The sequence below is a fragment of the Microbacterium sp. 2RAF4 genome (assembly GCF_052115285.1).
Taxonomy (GTDB): domain Bacteria; phylum Actinomycetota; class Actinomycetes; order Actinomycetales; family Microbacteriaceae; genus Microbacterium; species Microbacterium oxydans.
Genome location: NZ_JBFRGI010000001.1, coordinates 53,246 through 75,384, shown reverse-complemented (window position 1 = coordinate 75,384; position 22,139 = coordinate 53,246). Strand labels below are relative to the sequence as shown.

Sequence of the window (22,139 nt, the reverse complement as noted above, 5' to 3'; positions counted from 1 at the left end):
GCCGTTCTCGTTGTCCGCGTGTGGCACGAGCCAGGACGTACGAACAGTGGGTCTTCTTCCCGTCGTGGTACGCGAGATTCGCGAAGTCCGGCGGGAGCCGATATCCATTCTATGTCATGACGCTCGCGCGAACGCGATTGCCCGCGCCGCGCCGCGCCGGATCCCGGACCCGGACCCCTAGGCCGGGAGCCCCAGGGCACGCGCGGCATCCGTCACATCGGCACCCATCTGCGCCATGAGCTTGTCGATGCCTTCGAAGGCCACCATCCCCCGCAGCCTCTCGACGAACTCGACCGTGACATCGTGACCGTACAGGTCGAGGCCTGTCTCACCCAGCACGTGAGCCTCCACCTGCCGGACGAGCACGTCGTCGAATGTGGGGTTCGTGCCCACGGAGATGGCGGAGGGGTGCCGGATACCGGTGTCATGGTCGACGAGCCACCCCGCGTACACCCCGTCTGCCGGCACGAATGCGTCGACGATGGTCGACAGATTCGCGGTGGGGAAACCCAGCTCGCGTCCGCGCTTGAGCCCGTGAACGACTTCGCCGCGCACGTCGGGGTACCGACCGAGCACCGTCGCCGCCGAGGCGACATCGCCCTCCATCAGCAGTTCGCGGATCCAGCTCGACGAGACGCGTCGCTCCGAGCCGGGGAGGTACACGTCGTCGACGACCTCGACGGAGAAACCGTACAGCGGGCCCATCTCCCGCAGAAGCTCCGGAGTGCCCGCTCCCCTGTTGCCGAAGCGGAAGTCCTGTCCGACCAGAACCGTCGAGACCTGAAGGGCTCCGACGAGGATGTCGACGACGAAGTCCTCGGCACTGCGGGCAGCGAGCTGCTCGTCGAACGTGAGGACCAGGGTGGCGTCGAGCCCGAGCTCCCCCAGGAGTTCGAGCTTGCGTTCCACCGTGACCACGTTCTCCGGGCACCGGTCGGGCCGGATGACGGCGAGAGGGTTGCGGTCGAAGGTGACGGCGACCGCCCGACTCCCCGTCGCGGCCGCGGCCTTCTCGAGGCGTTCGATCACCACACGATGGCCGGCGTGCACACCGTCGAACTTGCCGATCGCGACCGCGCTCGGGCCGAAGTCGCTCGGCACGTCCTCCGGGCTGCGGAAGACGATCACGCGCCCACCTCGACCGGACGCACGACATCGGCGGGTCGGTGCGTGCGCAGCCACCAGATGCCGAAGACGGGAAGGATCAGCGGGATGAACAGGTACCCCCGTCCGAAGAGCGACCACACGGTCTCGTGCTGGAAGAGATCGGGGAGGAGGATGCTCAGCAGCCCGACGACGAGCACTCCGGTCAGCTCGAAGACGATGGCGACCCAGGCGACCGTATACCAGCCGCGGTGACGGGCCAGCACGAGCGCCAGCGTGGCGAGGATGTAGACGACGGCGGCGAGTGCGGAGAGCGAGTACGCCAGCGGCGCCTCGTCGAACCGGCGCACGATCTGCACGAAGCTGCGACCTGTCGCCGCCAGCGCCATGACGGCGTAGACGATGACGAGGACGCGACCGATTCCGGTCATCCGAGAGGAGGGGGCGGTGGAGCTCATAGCGCATTCCATCCTAGAGCCGCGGGAAGCTGCCGGGCTCCCGCGTCGACCACTCGCCTCACGCGATCTGGACCGCCCAGATGACCTGCATGCGCCACAGCATGATGGCGATCGCGAGTGCCGCGACCCCGAGGATCACCGTGCTCCAGCGGCTGCGCTCCATGAGCGCCCACAGCACGGCCCCGACGGGGAGCAGGGCAGCCGAGACCAGGTACACCCAGTACTCCAGGAGGTCTCCGGTCGGCGGGTTGCCCGCCAGCGGTGCAATGATCGCGACGACCACCTGGACGACGAGGAGCGCCTCGACGAGGGCGAGGGCACCGACGCTGAAGTCGCTCGGTCTTCTGCCGATCAGCCCCGCGGCGATGCAGAACACACCCGCGGCGACCGCGATGACGATCTGCGCGATCGTGAACCACAGGATCATGGTGCGACCTCCGGCATGTTCATGGCGCTCTTGAGATCCGCGCCGCGCTTCTCGACGATGCCGATCAGGGCACCCTCCTGGTCGATCGCCGCGCCGATCGCCTCGTGCAGACGCGCCGCCTGTCCGCTCAATCGCTTGCCGTGGCGGAGGTCGCGCGCGTCTTCCGAGGACATCTCGAGCACGGGCAGGATCCGCGCCGCTGCTTCCCCCGGAGTCAAGGTCGGCGCGCCCTCGAGCGCATCGATCCCGACGGCGTCGGTCACATCGAACGGCCCGACCCTGGTGCGCCGAAGCGCCGTCAGATGACCGCCGACGCCGAGGCCTGCCCCGAGGTCGCGGGCGAGCGAGCGGATGTAGGTCCCGGACGAGCACTCGACGATGACATCCAGATCGACGTGCCCCTCCCCTCGGCGAGTGGCCAGCAGGTCGAACCGCGAGATCACGACGTCCCGTGCCGCGAGCACGACCTCTTCTCCCGCGCGCACCCGATCGTAGGCGCGGCGACCATCCACCTTGATCGCCGAGACGGCACTGGGGACCTGGGAGATCTCACCCGTGAGCTCGGCGATACCGGCCGACACCGCGTCGTCGGTTACCGAGTCCCAGGCATCGGCGGACGCCGTCGTGAGGATCTCCCCCTCCGCATCGTCGGTGCCGGTCGTCTGACCGAGACGGATCGTCGCCGTATAGGTCTTGTCGGCTCCCACGATGTACGTCAGGAGCCTGGTCGCACCCTCGATGCCGATCACCAGCAGGCCCGTCGCCATCGGGTCGAGGGTTCCGGCATGCCCCACCTTGCGGGTACCGAACGCCCGCCGCGTGCGGGCGACGACGTCGTGACTGGTCAGCCCAGCGGGTTTGTCGACGAGGAGGATGCCGGGCGAGACCATCCTCCCAGCCTACCGACGGTGACGGGGCGGAGCCGTCACTGCGCTCAGCCGCAGACCTCGTACGAGGGCTCCGCACCGGTCGTCACCGTGACGTCCCAGGCGGTGTCCGCGCCCTCCCGGAACGCGAAGAACACGTGGGCGTCGGTCTCACTCGGGAGCATGATCCAGCTGTCGCTCCCGACCGTCGACGTCCCCTGCTGCGCGGCGGGGTATGCCGCGAGCAGATCGTCCCTGGTGGCACCGATGCCCAGCCCCGTCATCGTCCGGGGACCCGGAACCGCCTCGAGCGACTCACTCGTGGAAGAGATGGAGATCTCGCGGATGGGAGCGGTCGAGCTCTCGGTGCCCCGCACGAACGAGATGCCGTAGGCGGAATCGGACGCCGTCCACCATGCCGACCATGAGCAGTTGGCCAGGTCGTTGGTCCATCCCGGTGCGAGACCGTCGAGCGTCGCGGTGAAGTCGCCGCCGATCTCGATCGGCCCGACACCCGCGTCGTCGATGATCCAGGTGCCCGGGTCTGTCGTGACCTCGACCCTGGCTTCCGTCGTCGAGCTCGGAGAGACGGACGGCGTCTGGCTGGGGCTGGATGCCCGACTGTCGGATGGCGCGGGGGCCGCACTCCCGGTGCAACCGGTGAGACCGCTCGTGGCGAGAGCGGTGAGCAGGATGAGCGCGGCGGCGCGTGCACGGATCATGAAGCCCCTGACTCCGGTCTCGGGCCCCTCGGCCCGCTCACGTAGGCTGGAGGGATGCCCGACACGCAGGTCCCTTCCGACGTGGTGTCGGCCCTGCCTGAATGGTACCGCTCGACCGCCAGAGACCTGCCGTGGCGGCGCCCCGAGTTCCACGACGAGTACGGAGCCTGGGGCGTGCTCGTGAGCGAGTTCATGCTGCAGCAGACGCCGGTGACGAGGGTCATCCCGCACCTCGATGCCTGGTTGAAGAGGTGGCCGACGCCCGCGACGATGGCCGGAGCATCGACGGCGGACGTCGTGCAGCAGTGGGCGAACCTGGGCTACCCCCGGCGCGCGCTCTGGTTGCATCGCGCGGCCGTCGAGATCACCGATCGGCATGGCGGGGTCGTCCCGCGTGGGGTGGACGCCCTGCTGGCGCTGTCGGGCATCGGCGATTACACCGCCAGGGCGGTGGCCGTGTTCGCCTACGGCGACCGCCACCCGGTGGTCGATACGAACACTCGGCGGGTGCTGGCTCGTGCCGTCGAGGGCCGCGCACAGCCGGGTGCGCCGTCACGCCGGGACCTCGATCTGATGGCCTCGCTGCTGCCCGAGGACGACGATGCCGCGGCGGTGTTCAACGCCGCGGCGATGGAGCTCGGCGCCACGGTGTGCACGTCACGATCGCCACGATGCGAGCTGTGCCCGTTGGCAGGCAGTTGCGCCTGGCTGGCGGCCGGCAGACCCGACACCGGGGATGAGCGCCGACGCCAGGCGACGTACGAGGGGTCGGACAGACAGGCCCGCGGTGCGGTGCTGCGGCTGTTGCGCACCCTGGATCCGGAGCCTGTTCCGCTCGAGGCCGTGCTGCCGGATTGGCCGGACGGGGTTCAGCGGGACCGCGCCATCGACTCCCTCATCGCGGACGGTCTCGCGGAAGCGGACGGGTCAGCGCTGTTCCTGCCACGCTGAAGGTCTTCCGGAGGCGATCACGGCAGAGGACGCCGATGCATCGACGGGTCCGTACCCTCAGACGTGGTGATCCGTGCGATGCGCGAGCACCGTCAGCTCGACCCTGCTCCGCACGTCCAGCTTGACGAAGACCCGACCGAGGTGCACCTCCACGGTGCGCACCGAGACACTCAACGCCTCCGCGATCTCACGGTTCGCCGCTCCTCGGACGGCGCGCATCGCGACCTCCAGTTCGCGCGCCGTGAGCCGGAGCGCCCAGGCCGAACGGCACGCGGAGAGAGCCTCCGCCACGGGCAGGATGCTTCCTTCCCTGGCGTCGAGGCGATCCAACCTGTTCCGGATGGCCTTGGCCCAGGCGGTTGCGCCGGAGAGCTCGAACAGCCGCTCCGCGTACTGGAGGTGGATTCTCGCTGACGCGTGATCGTCTCGGATGGCCTGCTGCGTCCCGAGCATCATCTCCACACGCGCCCTGGCGAACGGCGAAGTGAGAGTGCGCGCGATCTCGCGCACCTCCTCACTCTCAGAGGACCACCGCCCATCCCCCGCTGTGGCGAGGCGTATCCGCAGCTGCTGCGCGAGGGCGATCTCGGGAGGCTCGAGCGCGGCGACCCTGACGCTCTCCTGGCCCACGAACGCCATCTCCTCCAGCCCCGGCACCGCCAACGCCGTCTGCGGTGCGCCGCGATCGAACCAGAGCCGGAACGTCGCAGCAGCCTCGTCGAACGAGCCGGCGAGGAACGAGCGGATGCCGCGGTCCACGAGCAGATCGACCTTCACCCCTACGGGGAGGGCCGCCGTGAGCGAACGGGCGAAAGGCCCGAGCTCACCGAGCACGGCCACGTCCAGGCGCCGGGCGAGGACCACGCCGAGGCCGGCGAAAGGCATCGCGATCGGAAGCCGGAGAGCCGATTGCATCAGTCGGTCGCGCGCAAGCCCGATATCGCCCCGCCACACCAGCAGCAGCACCTCGATGACCGCGCGATAGGCGTGGGTGACCGGGCTGTTCCCGTAGCCCGGGATGAGAGGCTCGGGGCCGACGGACAGGACCGATCCGTCGTCCGCCAGCAGGCGGAGCGCGCGATCGAGGTCTCCGTCCGTCGCGGCGCGCAGTGCACGGAGCATGCCCCCGCTCGCCGGACCGGCTCCGCTCACGGCGTCGCCGCCGCGGTCCCCCACGATGAGCCAGCACAACGCGACGACGGGATCGCGGAGCTCATCGCCTGCATCCGTGCGGGCGGCACCGTCTCGCAGGACATCGAGCCAGGTGCGCATCCCGGTCCGGTCGCCGCGCTCGGCGCACAGGACGGCCGCGAGAGCAGCAGCCCTGGTCCAGTGGCGCCAGCCGTCCTGATCGAGCGCTCTCGGCCGCAGCGTGGTCGGATCGACGTCAGGTACTGCGCCCCGCACGAACGTCTGAGCGACGATCAGCGCGCCGAGCCCGGCGATCCGGTGATGCGCGCTTCCGTGCGGGTAGAGACCCCCCAGCCATGCTGCGGCCTCCGCAGCGAATCCGGCGCTCACAGCTGAGACGCCCGCGACGAGACGTGCCTCGTCTCTGGCATCGCCCACGGCGTGTCTGTGCGCCTCCGTCGCGAGCAGCAGCGCACGTTCGGACTGGCCGGCCTCGGAGAGCCGCCGGGCGAGCTGCGTGAGCCCGGGCGCGGTGGACGGGGCTCCCTCGAGGGAGGCCCGCGCCTCGTGCCAGTCCGCACTCGCGCGTTCACCCCGCTCTCGGAAGAGCACGCTCAACCGCTCGTGAACCGCCGCAGTCCTGGCCGCACAGGTGGTCGCCTGCACCCAGACGGACAGTCGCGCATCGACGAGCCGTGCGCGACCGGCGTGCACGATCACGTGATCGGCCACCGACGCATCGGCCAACTCGCTCGCGGTTCTTCCGTCGAAGGCGAGGAGAGGATCGAGGGCGTCGTCCAGGCGCACCGCGAGGGCGAGCAGCAGTTCACGATCACGTTCGTCGAGTTCCAGGCCCGCGAACCGAAGCGCGATGGCCGGCACGAGCGGAAGGGGCGTGGGCAGGGAATGCAGCCCATGACGTTGCGCAGGTGTCAGACGCTCGACGACTTCGCGCATCGTCGGCACGTCGCCATCGACGGCGTCGAAGAGACGCGCGAGCACGTGCGGAGCGCATCCGAGATCCTGCTCGAGGAGATCTGCCAGGAGAAGTCCGGCCGCGGCAGGCGCGACGAACGGCCCCCCAGTGGTGTCCGTACCCTCGATGCGCCGATCCCCCTCAGCTTCGCGGGATCGGGTCCCGCGAAGCAGAGCGTATCAAACGGGGCTCACTCCGAGTCGTCTTCCGTACGGTAGGGGTCGGCGTCGCCGGCGTGCGAGGCCGAAGAAGCCAGCTTCGCGACGTCTGCATCGCGCTGCTGCGCCTCGCGGAGCAGCGCACCGATGTGGTCTGCGTTCTCCGGCAGCGCGTCCGGGATGAACTCGAGCGTCGGCACGAGTCGCGTGCTCAGCTGTCGTCCGACTTCGCTGCGCAGCATTCCGGTCGCGGAGGTCAGCGCGGCTCCGCTGGAGATGCGCTCCTCTTCCGTGCCGAGCACCGTGTAGAAAACGGATGCGTGCTGAAGGTCTCCGCTCACACGCACGTCGGTGATGGTGACGAAGCCGAGGCGCGGATCGCGCAGCCCCTTCTCCAGCCTCTCCGCGAGGATCACGCGGATTCGATCCGCGAGTCGGGCCTGTCGTTCGCCTGCCATTGTTCTCTCCCTGTCCAGGAACCCTCAGGGCGTCCCCCGTCTCCACGATCCGAAAGGAACGGAAGACGGGGAACGCCCGAGAGTGTTTCGAATAGATCAGCCGCGAGGCTTCTCGACGAGCTCGGTCGTCTCGATCTCGTCACCGATCTGGATGTCGTTGTACTTCCCGAGTCCGATACCGGCCTCGTAGTCCGTACGGACCTCGGTGACATCGTCCTTGAAGCGGCGCAGCGACTCGATGGCGAGACCATCGGCGATGACGACGCCATCGCGGATGACGCGAGCCTTGGCGTTGCGCGTGATCGTTCCCGATCGCACGATGACACCGGCGATGTTGCCGAACTTCGAGGAGCGGAACACCTCGCGGATCTCGGCCACACCCGACTGGACCTCTTCGTACTCCGGCTTGAGCATGCCCTTGAGCGAGCTCTCGATCTCGTCGATCGCGTTGTAGATGACGGAGTAGAAGCGGATGTCCACGCCTTCACGAGCGGCACGCTCGCGCGCCTTCGTGTCCGGGCGGACGTTGAAGCCCACGATGATCGCGTTGTCGATCGTCGCCAGGTTCACGTCGGACTCGGTGATCGCACCGACACCGCGGTGGATGATGCGCAGCTGCACCGAGTCGTCGACCTCGATCTTGAGGAGCGACTCCTCGAGTGCCTCGACGGCACCGGAGACGTCACCCTTGATGATGAGGTTGAGCGACTCGACCTTGCCCTCTTCGAGAGCACGGGTGAAGTCCTCGAGCGAGATGCGCTTGCGAGCCTTGGCCAACTGGGCGTTGCGCTCGACCGCTTCACGCTTCTCAGCGATCTGGCGGGCCATGCGGTCTTCCTCGGTGACGATGAATACATCGCCGGCACGCGGTACGGAGTTCAGACCCTGCACCTGGACCGGACGCGACGGGTAGGCCTCGAGGACCTGCTCGCCGTTCTCGTCGGCCATCGCACGCACACGGCCGTAAGCCGTACCCGCGACGATCGCGTCGCCGACCCGGAGCGTTCCGGACTGGATGAGCACCGTGGCGACCGAACCGCGACCCTTGTCGAGCTTCGCCTCGATGGCGACACCGCGAGCGGCCTTGTTCGGGTTGGCGGTCAGGTCGAGGCCGGCATCCGCCGTGAGCAGCACGGCATCCAGGAGTTCCTGGATACCCGTGTTGGCACGAGCCGAGACGTCGACGAACATGACGTCGCCACCGAACTCCTCGGCGACGAGACCGTACTCGGTCAGCTGCTGACGCACCTTCGAGGGGTTGGCGTCGGGCTTGTCGACCTTGTTCACCGCGACCACGATCGGCACGTTCGCCGCCTGGGCGTGGTTCAACGCCTCGACCGTCTGCGGCATGATGCCGTCGTCGGCTGCGACCACGAGGATCGCGAGGTCGGTGACCTGCGCACCACGGGCACGCATGGCGGTGAACGCCTCGTGACCCGGGGTGTCGATGAAGGTGATCGCACGCTCGATGCCCTCGTGCTCGGTCCAGACCTGGTAGGCACCGATGTGCTGGGTGATGCCGCCGGCTTCTCCCTCGATGACGTTGGTCTGACGGATCGCGTCGAGCAGTCGCGTCTTACCGTGGTCGACGTGACCCATGACGGTGACGACGGGAGGACGGATCTCGAGGTCTTCCTCGCTCTCCGCCTCCAGCTCGGCCTCGAGGTCGAGACCGAAGCCCTCGAGGAGCTCCTTGTCCTCGTCCTCGGGCGAGACCATCTGGATCTTGTAACCGAGCTCCTCGCCCAGTACCTCGAACGTGGCCTCGTCCAGCGACTCGGTGGCCGTGGCCATCTCGCCGAGGTTGAAGAGGATCGTCACGAGGGTTCCGGGCTGCACCGTGTAGCCGGTCAGCGTCTCGATCTTGTCGGCGAAGTCCGCGATCGATGCGCCGCGACGCATGCGGATGATCTCTCCGTTGCCGCGGGTGACGTTGACGCCACCGACGACCGGAGCACTCCGCATCTCGAACTCTTGCCGCTTCGCCCGCCGCGACTTGCGCTGCTTGCTCTTGCCGCCGCCCTTACCGAAGGCACCTGCCGTGCCACCGCCGGGTCCACGGCCGCGACCGCCACCACCACCGGGACGACCGGCGAAGCCGCCGCCGGGACGTGCACCGGGACCGCCCGCACCACCGGGTCCACCGGCGCCGCCGGGACGACCGGGGCCTCCGGGACGCTGCTGGAACGGAGCACCGGGGCGACCGCCCTGGCCACCACGCGGTGCACCGGGACGAGGCGAGCCGGGTCGAGGCGCACCCGGACGGGGTGCACCGGGGCGAGGCGCCTGAGGACGCGGGATGTTCCCCGGAGTCGGACGCTGGCCCATGCCCTGCGCGGAGGCGAAGGGGTTGTTGCCCGGACGGGGACCGGCGGGACGCTGGCCCATGCCCTGGGCGGACGAGAAGGGGTTGTTGCCCGGACGCGGAGCGCCCGGAGTCGGCGCACTGCTCTCGGCGGGTGCGGCTGCCTCCGGAGCTGCAGGCGCGGGAGCCGCTGCTGCAGGCGCAGGAGTCGGGTCCGCGGGCGCCGGAGCAGCGGGGGCCGGGGCCTCCGGGGCAGGCTTGGGACCAGGCTTCGGGCCGGGCTTCGGGCCCGGCTTGGCACCGGAGCTCGCACCGGGCTTCGCCGCAGACGCAGCCGGCTTGGCGGCCGGAGCAGCAGGGGCTGCGCTCTTGAGCGAGCTGTCGGCCTCGATCGCCGCGCGCAGCTTGCGCGCCACCGGCGGTTCGATGGTCGAAGAGGGGCTCTTCACGAACTCGCCGAGTTCCTTGAGCTTTGCAAGTGCGATCTTGCTGTCGACGCCGAGTTCGGCGGCGATCTCATGTACGCGTGGTTTACCAGCCACAATTCTCCTGTCTGAGTCGGTCCACCCAGACAGGGCAGACCACTAGTCGCGGACGGGTCTCATTTCGAGCCGTTCACTTTGTTTCCATAGCTGTTCAGCCTTTGTTTCTTGGTGGGTGCTGTTCGAAGGTCCGTGTGTCCAGCTGAGTGTTCACACGCAGTGCTCGTCCGAAGGCCCGTCGCCGCAGAGCGGCCTCCATGCATTCGGGTGTCGGATGCACCCACGCGCCGCGCCCCGGCAGGACAGCACGCTCATCGGGGATGAGGGTGTCGTTCTGGGCAACCACCCGGAGAAGGGCGGAGCGGGGAGCACGCGTGCGACAACCGACGCACGTTCGTACGGGTTCCATCTTACACCTGCGTTTCACCCCGCCTCGCCCGTTCCCGGGCGCGGCGGAAGGCCGAAGCCGGTCAGTCGAGGACGCTGTCCGGCTGGATGTCGATCTTCGCCCCCGTGAGCTTGGCGGCCAGGCGGGCGTTCTGACCCTCCTTGCCGATCGCGAGCGACAGCTGGTAGTCGGGCACCAGCGCGCGGACGGCCTTGGTACCGGCATCGAGGACGAAAGAGCTCGTGACCTTGGCGGGCGAGAGCGCGTGCGCCACGAAGGTCGGAAGATCCGCGTCGTAGTCGACGATATCGATCTTCTCGCCGGCGAGCTCCTCGGTGACCGCGCGCACACGACGACCCAGTTCGCCGATGCAGGCACCCTTGGCATTGATCGAAGGGTCGTTCGCCTTCACCGCGATCTTCGTGCGGTGTCCGGCCTCGCGGGCCAGAGCCACGATCTCGACCAGACCGGCCGCGATCTCCGGGACCTCCAGGGCGAAGAGCTTGCGGACGAGCCCCGGGTGCGTACGCGAGACGGTGATCTGCGGGCCTTTGAGACCCTTGGCCACACTCGTGACGTAGACGCGCAGGCGAGATCCGTGCGTGTACTCCTCGCCGGGAACCTGCTCCTCGGGGGGAAGGATGGCCTCGACGGAGCCGAGGTCGACGTGGATCATGCGGGGGTTCGGGCCCTGCTGGATCACGCCTGCGACGATGTCGCCTTCCTTGTCCTTGAAGTCGCCGAGCACGACGTCGTCCGCGATGTCACGGAGACGCTGGCTGATGACCTGCTTGGCGGCGAAGGCGGCGATGCGGCCGAAGTCGTCCGGCGTTGCGTCCTCTTCGCCGATGATCGCACCCTCTTCGTCCTTGACGACCTGCAGGACGGCGACGTGGCCGGTCTTGCGGTCGAGGTCGACGCGGACGCCCTCGGGCGTGACGCCATCGGCGGAGACGTGCTTGGAGTACGCGGTCAGGATCGCCTGCTCGATGATGGCGACGAGCTCATCGAAGGGAATCGCCTTCTCCTTCTCGATCCCTCGCAGCAGACTCAGTTCGATGTCCATGACGGCCTCTCTATTCAGCTCTCGTCGCGCCTGTTCGCACGCGCGACATCCGTACCACGATACCCTGTGCCCACCGGCTCCCGCACGGCGGCGGCGGTGGCGGAATCCCGGAGCCGCTCGAGGAGGAGCACGTGAGCACATTCGACACGGTCGTGATCGGCGCAGGCATGTCGGGGCTCACGAGCGCCCGGATGCTCGCCGACGCCGGTCAGCGCGTCGTCGTCCTCGAGGGGCGCGACCGCATCGGAGGGCGCATGCACACCGACCGCAGCGCCGGATTCCCCGTCGATCTCGGCGCCTCATGGATCCACGGCATCGAGAACTCCCCGCTGTGGGACCTCGTGCATGCGCTGCGCATCCCGGCGATCGAGTACACGGTGGGCAGCTTCCAGGTGGGAGGTCGCCCGATCGAGAACTACGACGGCGAGGGCCGCCATCTGGACGAAGCCGCGACCGCGCAATGGGTCGGCGACGTCGACCTGGCGGACCGCCTGCTCGTGGAGGAGATCGCCGCCTCCTCCCCCGGCGACACGTACCTGGACGTCACGGAGCGCGCTCTGGACAGGTCGGGGTTTTCCCCTGATCGCATCGACGACATCCGCGAGTTCTTCCGCCATCGCGTCGAGGAGCAGTGCGGCGCCTGGATCGGCGATCTCGATGCCCATGGCCTCGATGAGGATGCGATCGAGGGCGACGAGGTCATCTTCCCCCGCGGTTACGACGAGCTCCCCCGCCGCATCGCAGCCGGCCTCGATGTGCGCCTGAGCACGGTCGTGACCCGCGTGAGCCGTTCCGCAGCGGGCCTCATCGTGCGCGCCGGTGATACCGAGTACCGCGCGGACCGCGTCATCGTCACCGTGCCGCTCGGGGTCCTCAAGGCGGGTACGATCTCGTTCGATCCCGAGCTCCCCGAGGCGGTCTCCGGGCCTATCTCCCGCCTCGGGATGGGCGTGTTCAACAAGGTGTTCGTCCAATTCCCCGAGCGCTTCTGGGACGAGGAGACCTACGTGATCCGCGCGCTCGGCGACGCCGGCGAGCACTGGCATTCCTGGTACGACGTATCGGCCGTGAGCGGCATCCCCACGCTCCTCACCTTCGCCGCCGGCCCCTTCGGCCGCCGTATGCAGGACCTCGCGGATGCCGAGATCGTCGCCGATGCGGTCAGCGCTCTTCACGTCCTCTACGGAGACGCCGTCGGTGAACCGCTCGCCCACTGGGTCACGCGCTGGGGTGAGGATGAGTTCTCGAACGGCTCGTATTCGCACCTCGCCCTCGGATCGACGCACCACGATCACGATGCGCTGGCCGGTCCCGTCGACGGCGTGCTGCACTTCGCCGGCGAAGCGACCTGGGGCGATGAGCCGGCCACGGTCGGGGCGGCGCTCTATTCAGGACACCGCGCTGCGGAGCGCATCCTCGATCGCCCGGTCGACCTCGCCGACTTCGCCGCCCGCATCACCGCGCGGGAGCAGACGGGAGGGCGTTGATCGCGCCGATCAGTCGGAACAGATTGCCCACCTGCCGCTGATCCAGGTGCAGGATCAGTCGCGGGAGGTCGAGGCTGTCGGCATCGGCGACCTCCGGCTGCCGCGGGCCCGTCCGCTCGATCCTCCCCGATGACAGCATCGAGCCGAATTCCTCGTTGAGCTGAGCGATCTCCTCGTCCGTCGGCTCTGCCTTGAGCCGCAGCACCAGCGCATCGCCGACCCACCGCAACGAGTCGTAGTTGTGCCAGAAGCCCGTGATCTCCGCCCTGGCCGCATCGACCGAATCCGTGATCACGACGCGATCGAAGTCGCCCTCGGAGATGACCCCAGTCGGGGCGAGATGGTCGTCGATGAAGCTGCGAAGCCCCTGCCAGAAAGTGCCACCCGGCTCGTCGAGGAGAACGATCGGCGTCGGTTCCGCCTTTCCGGTCTGCTGCAGGGTGAGCAGTTCGAACATCTCGTCGAGGGTGCCGAATCCCCCAGGCAGGCAGATGAACCCGAGCGATTCCTTGATGAGCATGAGCTTGCGGGTGAAGAAGTACTTCATCGCGACCACGTGGTCCTGGCCTGCCACGAAGCCGTTGGGCTTCTCTTCGAAAGGCAGCCTGATCGAGACGCCCAGCGAGAGTGCAGGACCCGCTCCCTCGGAAGCCGCCTGCATGATGCCTGGCCCCGCCCCCGTGACGACCATCCATCCGTCCCCCGCGAGGGCGGAGGCGACGTCGCGTGCCGTCAGATACAGCGGGTCGTCCTGCCTGGTTCGCGCCGAGCCGAAGACAGTGACCTTGGGGACGCCGCGGAACGGAGCGAAGAGACGGAACGCGTCACGCATCTCGGCGAGCGCCGCCGAAGCGATCTTCAGATCGAGGCGGTCGGCACCGTCCTCTCCCAGCAGGATCGCGGTGCGCAGCATCCGCATCACGAGCCTGCGGTCGGTGTGGACTCCCGCGTCGTCGAGGACGGTGTTGATCTCGGCGCTGAGCGCTTCGGGGAGGGGTTCGTCGATCATGTCTCCAGGGTGTCATGCTCCGGAGCGACGGTCGCCTCGTGCCACGCCGTCGCTCAGACTCCGCGGGACTCGTCGACGGCCGCCCGGATCTCGTCGTGCGGGAGCGCGAGGCTCCTGTGCCCGTCGCGTCCGGTCATGTCGTCCGCTGCGACGAGTGCGTTCCACACAGCCTCGTCGACGGCCTGCACCGCCGCTGTCAGGAAGGGATCGATCCGCCCCCACGGGATCAGGCGCATGGTCTCGTAGACCTCGTCACTCCCGTCCGGGAACTGCGACGTGAGCGCACCCTCGTTCGCGGTGGAGAACGCGAGGACGATGTCGCCCGAGAAGTGACTGCCTGCCGTGCCGCTGCGGCCGAGACCGAGAGCTCCCCGACGAGCGAGTGCCGCGCACTGACCGGGGAGGAAGGGTGCGTCCGTGGCGATGACCACGATCGCGGATCCGGCTCCTCCCGGAGCGCGCTGGCGCCGCTCCCGAGCGAACCAGTCGTCGTCGCCCATCGGGTTCGGCGCCGACGATCGTGCGCCAAGGTCGATGCTGCCGAGCCGAAGCTCCTCGCGCGCACCGAAGTTCGCCTGGATGAGGACTCCGACGGTGTACTCGGAATCGCCGTACGCCACCGTCCTCGACGCCGTGCCGGTGCCTCCCTTGAAGCCGTAGCAGTTCATCCCCGTCCCTCCGCCGACGTTCCCCTCCGCCGGTGCGGCGGTGCTGGCCGCATCCAGAGCCGACCACGCGTCCTCGGGCGTGACGTGACCGCCGTTGATGTCGTTGAGGTATCCGTCCCAGGTCTCCCCGACGACGGGCAGCATCCACTGGGCCGCGACGTGCGGGGCGATCTGCGCCACCCAGGAGTCGATACCGCTGTGCACGGCTCCGACCGCATGCGAGCTGGTGATCCCGATCGGCATGGACAGCGATCCTGACTCGTCGATCCATGCGCGGCCGGTGAGCTCGCCGTTGCCGTTGAAGGAGTGAACGGCCGCTGCGCAGGGCACACCCACGCCTTCGCGACCCCGGGGCAGGACGGCAGTGACACCGGTGCGCACGGCGTGCGCCCCCTCCCCCGCGACCATGGTGCGATACCCGACGGCCACGCCGGGGACATCGGTGATCGCGCCGTGGGCGCCGCTGCGTCCCGTGAACGGGATCCCCAGATCCCTGGCCCTGACGCGCCTGCGCGATGCCTCCGACGCCGTTGAGGAAACCACCATGTACTCCACTCTGACTTGAACGTATGTTCAGAGAGTACGTCATCAGCCGCATAATTTGCTTGACTTAACGCGGATTTGGCTTTTGAATCACTGTTCAAGAGCTCGTACCGCCCGAAACGCCACCTCCCGACAGCAGATTCCGGAGCCGCAGATGTCTCAGCCGAATCCCTCCGTCCCCACGACCACGACCACGACGCTGGCCCAGCGGCGCCTCGGGGTCTGGGCGATCGTCTTCTTCGTGGTCTCCGCCGCGGCGCCCCTCACGGTGGTCGCCAGCGCTGCCGCCACGGACTTCCGTCTCGCGGGCATCGGCGGCCCGGGCGCGATGCTCGCCAGCGGTGTCGTACTGATGCTCTTCGCCTTCGGTTTCACCGCCATGTCGAGGTATGTGCGCAACACCGGCGCGTTCTACGTCTACGGCGCACGAGGACTCGGCAAACCCGTCGGCATCGGCATCGTGTTCGTGACGATCTTCTCGTACACCGCCCTCTGCATCTGCTTCTACGGCTTCGTCGGGTTCTTCGGGGAGATGACGTTTTCCGCGCTCTTCGGCATCGACCTGCCCTGGACCGTCTACGCACTGCTGGCGCTCGTCATCGTCGGAGTGCTCGGCTACCGCAAGATCGATGTGGGCGCGAAAGTTCTGGGCGTCCTGCTCACGGCCGAGGTCGCCATCCTGCTCGTCCTCGCGATCGCCGTGCTCGCCGCGGGCGGCCCCGAGCCGATCTCGTTCGCCTCCTTCGCGCCCGAGAACGTCTTCTTCGCCGCCGGGAGCGGCGCGCTCTTCGTCTTCGGGTTCGGCGCCTACCTCGGCTTCGAGAGCACGGCGATCTACGCCGAGGAGGCGCGGGATCCGGCGCGCACCGTACCGATCGCGACGTACATCTCGATCGCGTTCCTCGGCGTCTTCTACGCCTTCACCTTCTGGATCCTCACTGTCGCCTTCGGCATCGAGGGCGTGCTGCGCCTCGCCCTGCAGGACGACTTCCAGGACATGGTGTTCCACGCAGGCGACGCGTACCTGGGCACGTGGGCGTCCGTGACGATGCGGGTGCTGATCGTCACGAGCTTCTTCGCCTGCCTCCTCGCGTTCCACAACGCCAGCTCCCGGTATCTCTTCTCGCTCGGACGGGAGCGTCTGCTGCCGTCGTGGCTCGCGCAGACTCAGCCGACGACGCAGGCACCTCACCACGCCAGCCTCGTGATCTCGACCGTGTCGCTCGTCGCCATCGCGGTGACGATGGTCAGTGGAGCGGATCCCTTCCTCGGCTTCGCGCTCCCTGTGTACTCGATCGGCGTGGCCGGGTTGGTCTTCGCACAGGCCGTGGCCGCCATCGCGGTGGTCGGCTTCTTCCTGAGAGGACGGCGAGGCCACAGCATCTGGCGGGTACTGGTCGCACCGGCGCTCGGCGCGCTCGGTCTGATCATCGGATTCGGCCTCATCGCGACCAACTTCGATCTCGTCACCGGCCTCCAGGGGCCCATCAACCTCGCACTCCTCGCCCCCACCCCGGTCCTGTTCGTGGCCGGCATCGTCGTCGGGCTCGTCCTGAAGCGACGCCGCCCGCGCCACTATGCTGAACTCACCACGCTCGTTCCCGACGACGAGTAGCGCCAGGCGCGAGGAGGATACGTGGCCGAGCAGCGCAAGCACGCCACCCGACGGGCAGAGCTCATCTCCGCGACCAGACGCGTCGCCGGGCGCAGCGGTCTCCTCGGCACGAACGTGCGCGCGGTCGCCGCAGAGGCATCGGTCAGCGCGGGGAGCGTGCTGTACTACTTCTCCAGCTTCGATGAGCTCATGTACGCGACCGTCGAGGGTGTTCTGGAGGAGATGTACGAAAGGCGACGCGCACTCGCCGAGAACGAGCCCGATCCGGCGAAGCGTCTGATCGCTCTGATCAGGGCCGGGATCCCGGATGAGATCAGCGACCATCTGCGTATGGCGTACGAGAGCATCCCCCTGCTGCGGGAGCAGCCTCAATACCGTCCCCTGCACCGCTCCATCGTCGAACGGCAGGTCGCCCTCTACAGATCGACGATCGAGATCGGCACGGCGCTCGGCGCCTTCCGCCCCACCGCCGACCTCACCGTGATCGCACGGAACATCGTCGCTCTCGAGGACGCGTACGACCTCTACCCGCTGATCGGCGTCGAGCTGGGAGCGGAGACGTACCGGTCGAACATCCTGTCCTACGCCCGCACCGCTCTCGACTGCGACCTCGACGTCTGAGCCCCGCCGTCCACGGGGGTCTGCCCTCGACGATGTCGAGCACGGCGCCCGCTCTCTGTCAATGCCCGTGTGCCCGCATGCTCCGCGCGGCACGATGGCGTCATGACGGAGATCACAGGACCCGAAGCCCTCGCCCGCATCGCCGAACTCGTGGAGGACATCGACATCACGATGCTCACAACGACCGACGACGACGGCAACCTCGTGAGTCGGCCGATGTCGACCAGGCAGATGGACGACGCGGGCGACATCTGGTTCTTCACCGCTGAGGACACCGAGAAGGTCGACGAGGCCCGAAAGCACCACCACGTGGGCCTCGCCTACTGCGATGCCAAGGGCATGCGATACGTGTCGGTCGCGGGGACCGCAGAAGTGGTGCACGATCGCGCCAAGATGGAGGAGCTCTACTCCGCGTCGCTGGAGATCTGGTTCGTGGACGGCCTCGACACCCCGGGCATCGCACTCCTCAAGGTCACACCGAAGGTCACCGAGTTCTGGGAGCCGTCGAAAGGCAAGCTCGCGCTCGCGGCGGGTGCACTGAAGTCGCTCGTGACCCGCGACACTCCGGACGACGACACCATGAACCACGGCCGCATCGTCTGCTGACGATACGGCCGTGGAGGCTCATCGTGGAGGTCAGTGCGCGGCGGAGAGTCGCGGCACGACCTCGTCGACGGACACAGCCTCGCGCTCCCCGGTGGCACGGTCCCACAGCTCGACCTGGCCGTCTGCGGCTCCGCGCCCGACGATGACGATCTTCGGCACACCGACGAGCTCGGCGTCTCCGAACTTCACGCCGGGCGAGACCTTGGGACGGTCGTCGTAGAGCACGTCGAGCCCCGCGGCTTCGAGCTGAGCGGAGATCCCCTCCGCGACCTCGAACGCGACCTGGTCGCGGCCCGCGGCGACGACCTGCACGTCGAACGGCGCGACGGACGCCGGCCAGATGAGGCCCTTGTCGTCGTTGTTGAGCTCGGCGATGATCGCGAGGATACGGGTCACGCCGATGCCGTACGAGCCCATCGTGACGGTGACGAGCTTGCCGTTCTCGTTCAGCACCTTGAGGCCCAATGCCTCGGCATACTTGCGTCCGAGCTGGAAGACGTGTCCGATCTCCATGCCGCGAGCGAGCTCGACCGGACCGGAGCCGTCGGGGGCAGGATCGCCTGCACGCACGTTCGCGATCTCCACGATGCCGTCGGCGGCGAAGTCGCGACCAGCCACCACGGAGTGCGCGTGCTTCTCATCGATGTTCGCGCCGGTGATCCAGCTCGTGCCCTCGCTCACGCGCGGATCGACGAGGTAACGGATGCCGGTGGCCGACTCCTCGCCGAGCACCGCCCCCGTCGGCGACCAAGGGCCGATATAGCCCTTCACGAGCAGCGGGTTGTTCTCGAAGTCGTCCGCGGTGGCCGTCTCGACCTCGGCGGGCGCGAAGGCCACCTCGGCGCGCTTCTCATCGACCTCGCGGTCGCCGGGGATCCCGACGATGACCAGCTCGCGGGTGCCATCGAGATGCGTGAGGGCGAGGACGACGTTCTTGAGCGTGTCCGCAGCGGTGTACTCGCCGTCGAGTTCGCGGTTCGCGTGAGCGACCAGCGTGTCGATCGTCGGCGTGTCCGGGGAGTCGAAGATGACAGGGGACGCGTCGGCGTCGTACGCGATCGCCTCGGGCACCGCAGTGGTGAAGGCCTCGACGTTCGCCGCGTACCCGCCCGCGCTCCGCACGAACGTGTCCTCGCCGACCGGCGTGGGGTGCAGGAACTCCTCGCTCCGAGATCCGCCCATCGCGCCTGCATCCGCCTGGACGATGACGTACTCGAGTCCGAGGCGCTGGAAGATGCGCTCGTACGCGTCGCGCTGCGCCTGGTAGCTGACGTCCAGACCCTCGTCTGACGAGTCGAACGAATACGCGTCCTTCATCGTGAACTCGCGTCCGCGGAGCAGACCCGCCCGCGGGCGGGCCTCATCGCGGTACTTGTCCTGGATCTGGAAGATCGAGAGGGGCAGGTCCTTGTACGAGGAGTAGAGGTCCTTCACGAGCAGCGTGAACGCCTCTTCGTGCGTAGGCGCGAGCAGGTAGTCGCCGCCCTTGCGGTCCTGCAGGCGGAAGAGCAGGTCGCCGTACTCGTCCCAGCGCCCGGTGGCCTCGTAGGCCTCACGCGGCATGAGAGCGGGGAAATGCACCTCCTGCGCGCCGGCGGCTGCCATCTCCTCCCTGACGACGGTCTCGATCTTCGACTTGACGCGCAGCCCCAGTGGCAGCCACGCGAAGATGCCGGCGGCCTGCGGCCGGATGTACCCGGCCCGGATCAGCAGCCGATGGCTGGCGACCTCTGCGCCTGCAGGGTCTTCACGGAGCGTGCGGAGGAAGAAGTTCGAAAGACGAGTGACCACGGAGCAAGTCTAGTGAGCCGTGGTCACCCGTCTTCGACCGCGTCAGTTGAGAGCGGGAAGGTTCGCCGGGACGACGCCACCCGCGTAGAGGTCGGCGGCCAGCTCCTGCAGGGCCGTCAGAGCCACCCGCTGCGGAAGCGGGCCGTAGGAGATGCGTGCGACGCCGAGCTTCTCGTACTCGGACGCGGCGAGGGCGCCCGGGATCCCGATCACGCTCACCTTGCGCTCACCGATGCCCTCGACGAGCTGGCGGGTCACGTTCATATCGAGGATGCCGGGGACGAAGACAGCCGTCGCGCCGGCGTCGAGGTAGGCGCGACCACGCTGGATCGCATCGGCGATGCTCTCCTGCACAGGGCGACCGCCGGCGCGGACGAACGCGTCGGTGCGGGCGTTGAGAGCGAAGGAGACGCCTTCCGACTGCGCAGCCTTCACGATCGCCTCGACCGCTGCGACGGACTCGTCGAGCGGCTTGAGGCGATCCTCGACGTTCGCGCCGACGACGCCGACTCCGATCGCGAGGCGGGTGGTCTCTCCCGCATCCCCGTACCCGTCGTCGAGGTCTGCCGTGACGGGCACCTGGACAGCGGCCGCGATGCGACCCACCATGTCGATCATGATGTCGCGAGGCGTCGAGCCGTCCTCGTAGCCGAACGATGCGGCGATCCCGTGTCCGGCCGTCGCGATGGCCTTCGTCTCGGGAAGAGCGGCGACCGCTCGTGCGGAGACGACGTCCCACACGTTGACGACACGGAGGATCTCCGGTGCGTCGTAGAGTCCGACGAGGGTCTGGGCCTTGGCTGCAGTGATCATGACTCCACGCTAACGCGGGATGGCTTCGGCGGGGCCGGTTCGCCCGCACCCGCGCCTAGGCTGGAACCATGCCTCAGCGCCGATCGCACGTCGCCCCGTCCGCTGCGCAGACCGAATTGGCGTCGGCGCTCGCTGCTCTGCGCGAGTCGATGGATGCGCCCCTCGACTTCCCCGACGACGTCATCGCCGAGGCGGAGGCCGCCTCCGCCGCCTTACCGGAGCTCGATCTTCGCGAGGTCCCCTTCGCCACGCTCGATCCGGAGGGCTCCCGGGACCTCGACCAGGCCTTCCACCTCGAGCGCGCCGGAACGGGCTACACGGTTCGGTACGCGATCGCCGACGTCCCGGGATTCGTCGTCCCCGATGGAGCCGTGGACGTCGAGTCGCGCCGGCGAGGACAGACGCTGTATGCCGCCGACGGCACGATCCCGCTGCATCCGCGCGTGTTGAGCGAGGATCGCGCCTCGCTGCTCGCCGACGTCGACCGTCCTGCGCTCGTCTGGACCTTCGAGCTCGACTCCGCGGGCATCGTCTCCGAGTTCCGTCTGCAACGCGCCCTGATCCGCTCGCGCGCACAACTCGACTACGCGGCGACCCAGGACGCGCTCGACCACGGAGAGGACGGGCCCGCCGCGCTGTTGCCCGAGATCGGTGCTCTGCGTCTCGAGCAGGAGCGGCTGCGCGGCGGGGCGAGCCTGAACCTGCCTGACGAAGAGGTGGTGCGCGGCGACGACGGCACCTATGCGATCGAACGGCGCCGTCCGCTCCCCGTCGAAGAATGGAACGCCCAGCTCTCGCTCATGACGGGGATGGCCGCTGCCACCCTGATGATCGATGCCGGAGTGGGCATCCTGCGGACGATGCCGGAGCCGGATGAAGCGGCCTTCGAGACGTTCCGACACCAGACCGAGGCTCTCGGCCGCCCGTGGACCTCCGGCAGGTACGGAGACTACCTCCGAGCCCTGGACCGTACTGACCCGTTGACCCTCCCGGTGCTGGAGGCCGCGTCGTCGCTCTTCCGCGGAGCCGGGTATCTGGTGTTCGACGGCAAGGCGCCGGACGATGCCGTGCAGGCAGCGATCGGCGCTCCGTACGCGCACGCGACCGCTCCCCTGCGCCGCCTGGTCGATCGCTGGGTCCTCGCGATCTGCCTCGCGGTGTCGAACGGCGACCCGATACCCGCGTGGGTGCGTTCCTCGCTCGCGCAGCTTCCCGCGCTGATGCAGGAGTCGGGACAACGGGCGTCGCGGCTGAATGCGGCCACGATCAACAGTGTGGAAGCCGCGCTCCTCACGCCTCTGATCGGCTCGACGATCGATGCCACCGTGATCGAGCTGCGCGGAGAGCGCGCTGCCGTCCAACTCACCGATCCGGCGGTCACGGCGACCGCTCCGATTCCCTCAGGGGCACGACCGGGTGACGTCGTCCAGCTTCGCGTCATCGGTGCCGATATCGGCACGGGAGAGGTCGAGCTCGCTCTCTGAGCACCTCAGC

Annotated in this window: 20 protein-coding genes; 6 read left to right on the top strand and 14 right to left on the bottom strand. The window is 68.4% G+C overall.

All coding sequences use genetic code 11. The features are described from left to right. Positions 1-177 precede the first annotated feature (177 nt). The 5 genes from AB4070_RS00365 to AB4070_RS00345 all read right to left on the bottom strand — a co-directional run bounded on the left by AB4070_RS00365 (position 178) and on the right by AB4070_RS00345 (position 3,577). Positions 178-1,128 (bottom strand): bifunctional riboflavin kinase/FAD synthetase, encoded by a 951-nt coding sequence (locus AB4070_RS00365; RefSeq protein ID WP_441978437.1) that lies wholly within the window; start codon positions 1,126-1,128, stop codon positions 178-180. Then, positions 1,125-1,535 carry a hypothetical protein gene (locus tag AB4070_RS00360; RefSeq protein ID WP_419775707.1) on the bottom strand — a complete coding sequence of 137 codons (411 nt, stop codon included), beginning with the start codon at positions 1,533-1,535 and terminating at the stop codon, positions 1,125-1,127. Before AB4070_RS00360 ends, AB4070_RS00365 begins: the two co-directional genes overlap by 4 nt. An 85-nt stretch (positions 1,536-1,620) precedes the next feature. Beyond that, a complete protein-coding gene (locus AB4070_RS00355; RefSeq protein ID WP_282846909.1) occupies positions 1,621-1,989 on the bottom strand; it encodes a hypothetical protein in 369 nt (122 codons plus the stop codon). Further along, a complete protein-coding gene (gene truB, locus AB4070_RS00350) occupies positions 1,986-2,879 on the bottom strand; it encodes a tRNA pseudouridine(55) synthase TruB (RefSeq protein ID WP_441978436.1) in 894 nt (297 codons plus the stop codon). Before truB ends, AB4070_RS00355 begins: the two co-directional genes overlap by 4 nt. 44 nt (positions 2,880-2,923) lie before the next feature. Then, positions 2,924-3,577, bottom strand: coding sequence for a hypothetical protein (locus tag AB4070_RS00345; RefSeq protein ID WP_441978435.1), 654 nt, complete (start codon positions 3,575-3,577; stop codon positions 2,924-2,926). A gap of 54 nt (positions 3,578-3,631) precedes the next feature. Here AB4070_RS00345 and AB4070_RS00340 point away from each other — a divergent pair, with 54 nt between their 5' ends. Then, complete coding sequence (locus tag AB4070_RS00340; RefSeq protein ID WP_441978434.1) at positions 3,632-4,528, top strand: A/G-specific adenine glycosylase; 897 nt, start codon at positions 3,632-3,634, stop codon at positions 4,526-4,528. Positions 4,529-4,585: 57 nt separating this feature from the next. Here AB4070_RS00340 and AB4070_RS00335 read toward each other — a convergent pair whose 3' ends face one another. From AB4070_RS00335 to nusA, 5 genes are all read right to left on the bottom strand, one after another. Beyond that, on the bottom strand, positions 4,586-6,661 hold the full coding sequence (locus AB4070_RS00335; protein ID WP_441978433.1) for a response regulator transcription factor: 2,076 nt from the start codon (positions 6,659-6,661) through the stop codon (positions 4,586-4,588). 164 nt (positions 6,662-6,825) lie between these two features. Further along, positions 6,826-7,251 (bottom strand): 30S ribosome-binding factor RbfA, encoded by a 426-nt coding sequence (gene rbfA, locus AB4070_RS00330; protein ID WP_046748269.1) that lies wholly within the window; start codon positions 7,249-7,251, stop codon positions 6,826-6,828. Between the two features lie 96 nt (positions 7,252-7,347). Further along, on the bottom strand, positions 7,348-10,098 hold the full coding sequence (gene infB / locus AB4070_RS00325; RefSeq protein ID WP_282846914.1) for a translation initiation factor IF-2: 2,751 nt from the start codon (positions 10,096-10,098) through the stop codon (positions 7,348-7,350). A 94-nt stretch (positions 10,099-10,192) separates the two neighbouring features. Then, on the bottom strand, positions 10,193-10,447 hold the full coding sequence (locus AB4070_RS00320) for a YlxR family protein (RefSeq protein WP_082108654.1): 255 nt from the start codon (positions 10,445-10,447) through the stop codon (positions 10,193-10,195). A gap of 61 nt (positions 10,448-10,508) precedes the next feature. After that, entirely contained in the window at positions 10,509-11,492 is a 984-nt protein-coding gene (gene nusA / locus AB4070_RS00315) for a transcription termination factor NusA (protein WP_282846915.1), read from the bottom strand. Between the two features lie 131 nt (positions 11,493-11,623). Here nusA and AB4070_RS00310 point away from each other — a divergent pair, with 131 nt between their 5' ends. After that, positions 11,624-12,979, top strand: coding sequence for a flavin monoamine oxidase family protein (locus AB4070_RS00310; protein WP_441978432.1), 1,356 nt, complete (start codon positions 11,624-11,626; stop codon positions 12,977-12,979). Here AB4070_RS00310 and AB4070_RS00305 read toward each other — a convergent pair. Together AB4070_RS00305 and AB4070_RS00300 are read right to left on the bottom strand one after the other, a co-directional pair. Continuing rightward, a complete protein-coding gene (locus AB4070_RS00305) occupies positions 12,948-13,988 on the bottom strand; it encodes a TIGR00730 family Rossman fold protein (protein ID WP_441978431.1) in 1,041 nt (346 codons plus the stop codon). The two genes, AB4070_RS00310 and AB4070_RS00305, sit on opposite strands and share 32 nt — an antisense overlap. Before the next feature lie 53 nt (positions 13,989-14,041). Beyond that, on the bottom strand, positions 14,042-15,202 hold the full coding sequence (locus AB4070_RS00300; RefSeq protein WP_441978430.1) for a DmpA family aminopeptidase: 1,161 nt from the start codon (positions 15,200-15,202) through the stop codon (positions 14,042-14,044). A 151-nt stretch (positions 15,203-15,353) separates the two neighbouring features. On the opposite strand from AB4070_RS00300, the gene AB4070_RS00295 reads away from it, so the two are divergent. The 3 genes from AB4070_RS00295 (at position 15,354) to AB4070_RS00285 (ending at position 18,041) form a co-directional block, all read left to right on the top strand. Next, complete coding sequence (locus AB4070_RS00295; RefSeq protein ID WP_441978429.1) at positions 15,354-16,814, top strand: APC family permease; 1,461 nt, start codon at positions 15,354-15,356, stop codon at positions 16,812-16,814. 21 nt (positions 16,815-16,835) lie between these two features. Continuing rightward, entirely contained in the window at positions 16,836-17,435 is a 600-nt protein-coding gene (locus AB4070_RS00290) for a TetR family transcriptional regulator (RefSeq protein ID WP_441978428.1), read from the top strand. Between the two features lie 102 nt (positions 17,436-17,537). Then, complete coding sequence (locus AB4070_RS00285; RefSeq protein WP_441978427.1) at positions 17,538-18,041, top strand: pyridoxamine 5'-phosphate oxidase family protein; 504 nt, start codon at positions 17,538-17,540, stop codon at positions 18,039-18,041. Positions 18,042-18,071: 30 nt separating this feature from the next. Here AB4070_RS00285 and AB4070_RS00280 read toward each other — a convergent pair whose 3' ends face one another. Next, a complete protein-coding gene (locus AB4070_RS00280) occupies positions 18,072-19,832 on the bottom strand; it encodes a proline--tRNA ligase (protein ID WP_441978426.1) in 1,761 nt (586 codons plus the stop codon). A gap of 42 nt (positions 19,833-19,874) precedes the next feature. Then, the gene (locus tag AB4070_RS00275) at positions 19,875-20,645 is read right to left on the bottom strand and encodes an isocitrate lyase/PEP mutase family protein (RefSeq protein ID WP_058631275.1); all 771 of its coding nucleotides are present in this window, start codon (positions 20,643-20,645) and stop codon (positions 19,875-19,877) included. Positions 20,646-20,713: 68 nt separating this feature from the next. On the opposite strand from AB4070_RS00275, the gene AB4070_RS00270 reads away from it, so the two are divergent. Beyond that, positions 20,714-22,129 (top strand): RNB domain-containing ribonuclease, encoded by a 1,416-nt coding sequence (locus tag AB4070_RS00270; RefSeq protein ID WP_441978425.1) that lies wholly within the window; start codon positions 20,714-20,716, stop codon positions 22,127-22,129. The last annotated feature ends 10 nt before the right edge of the window (positions 22,130-22,139 follow it).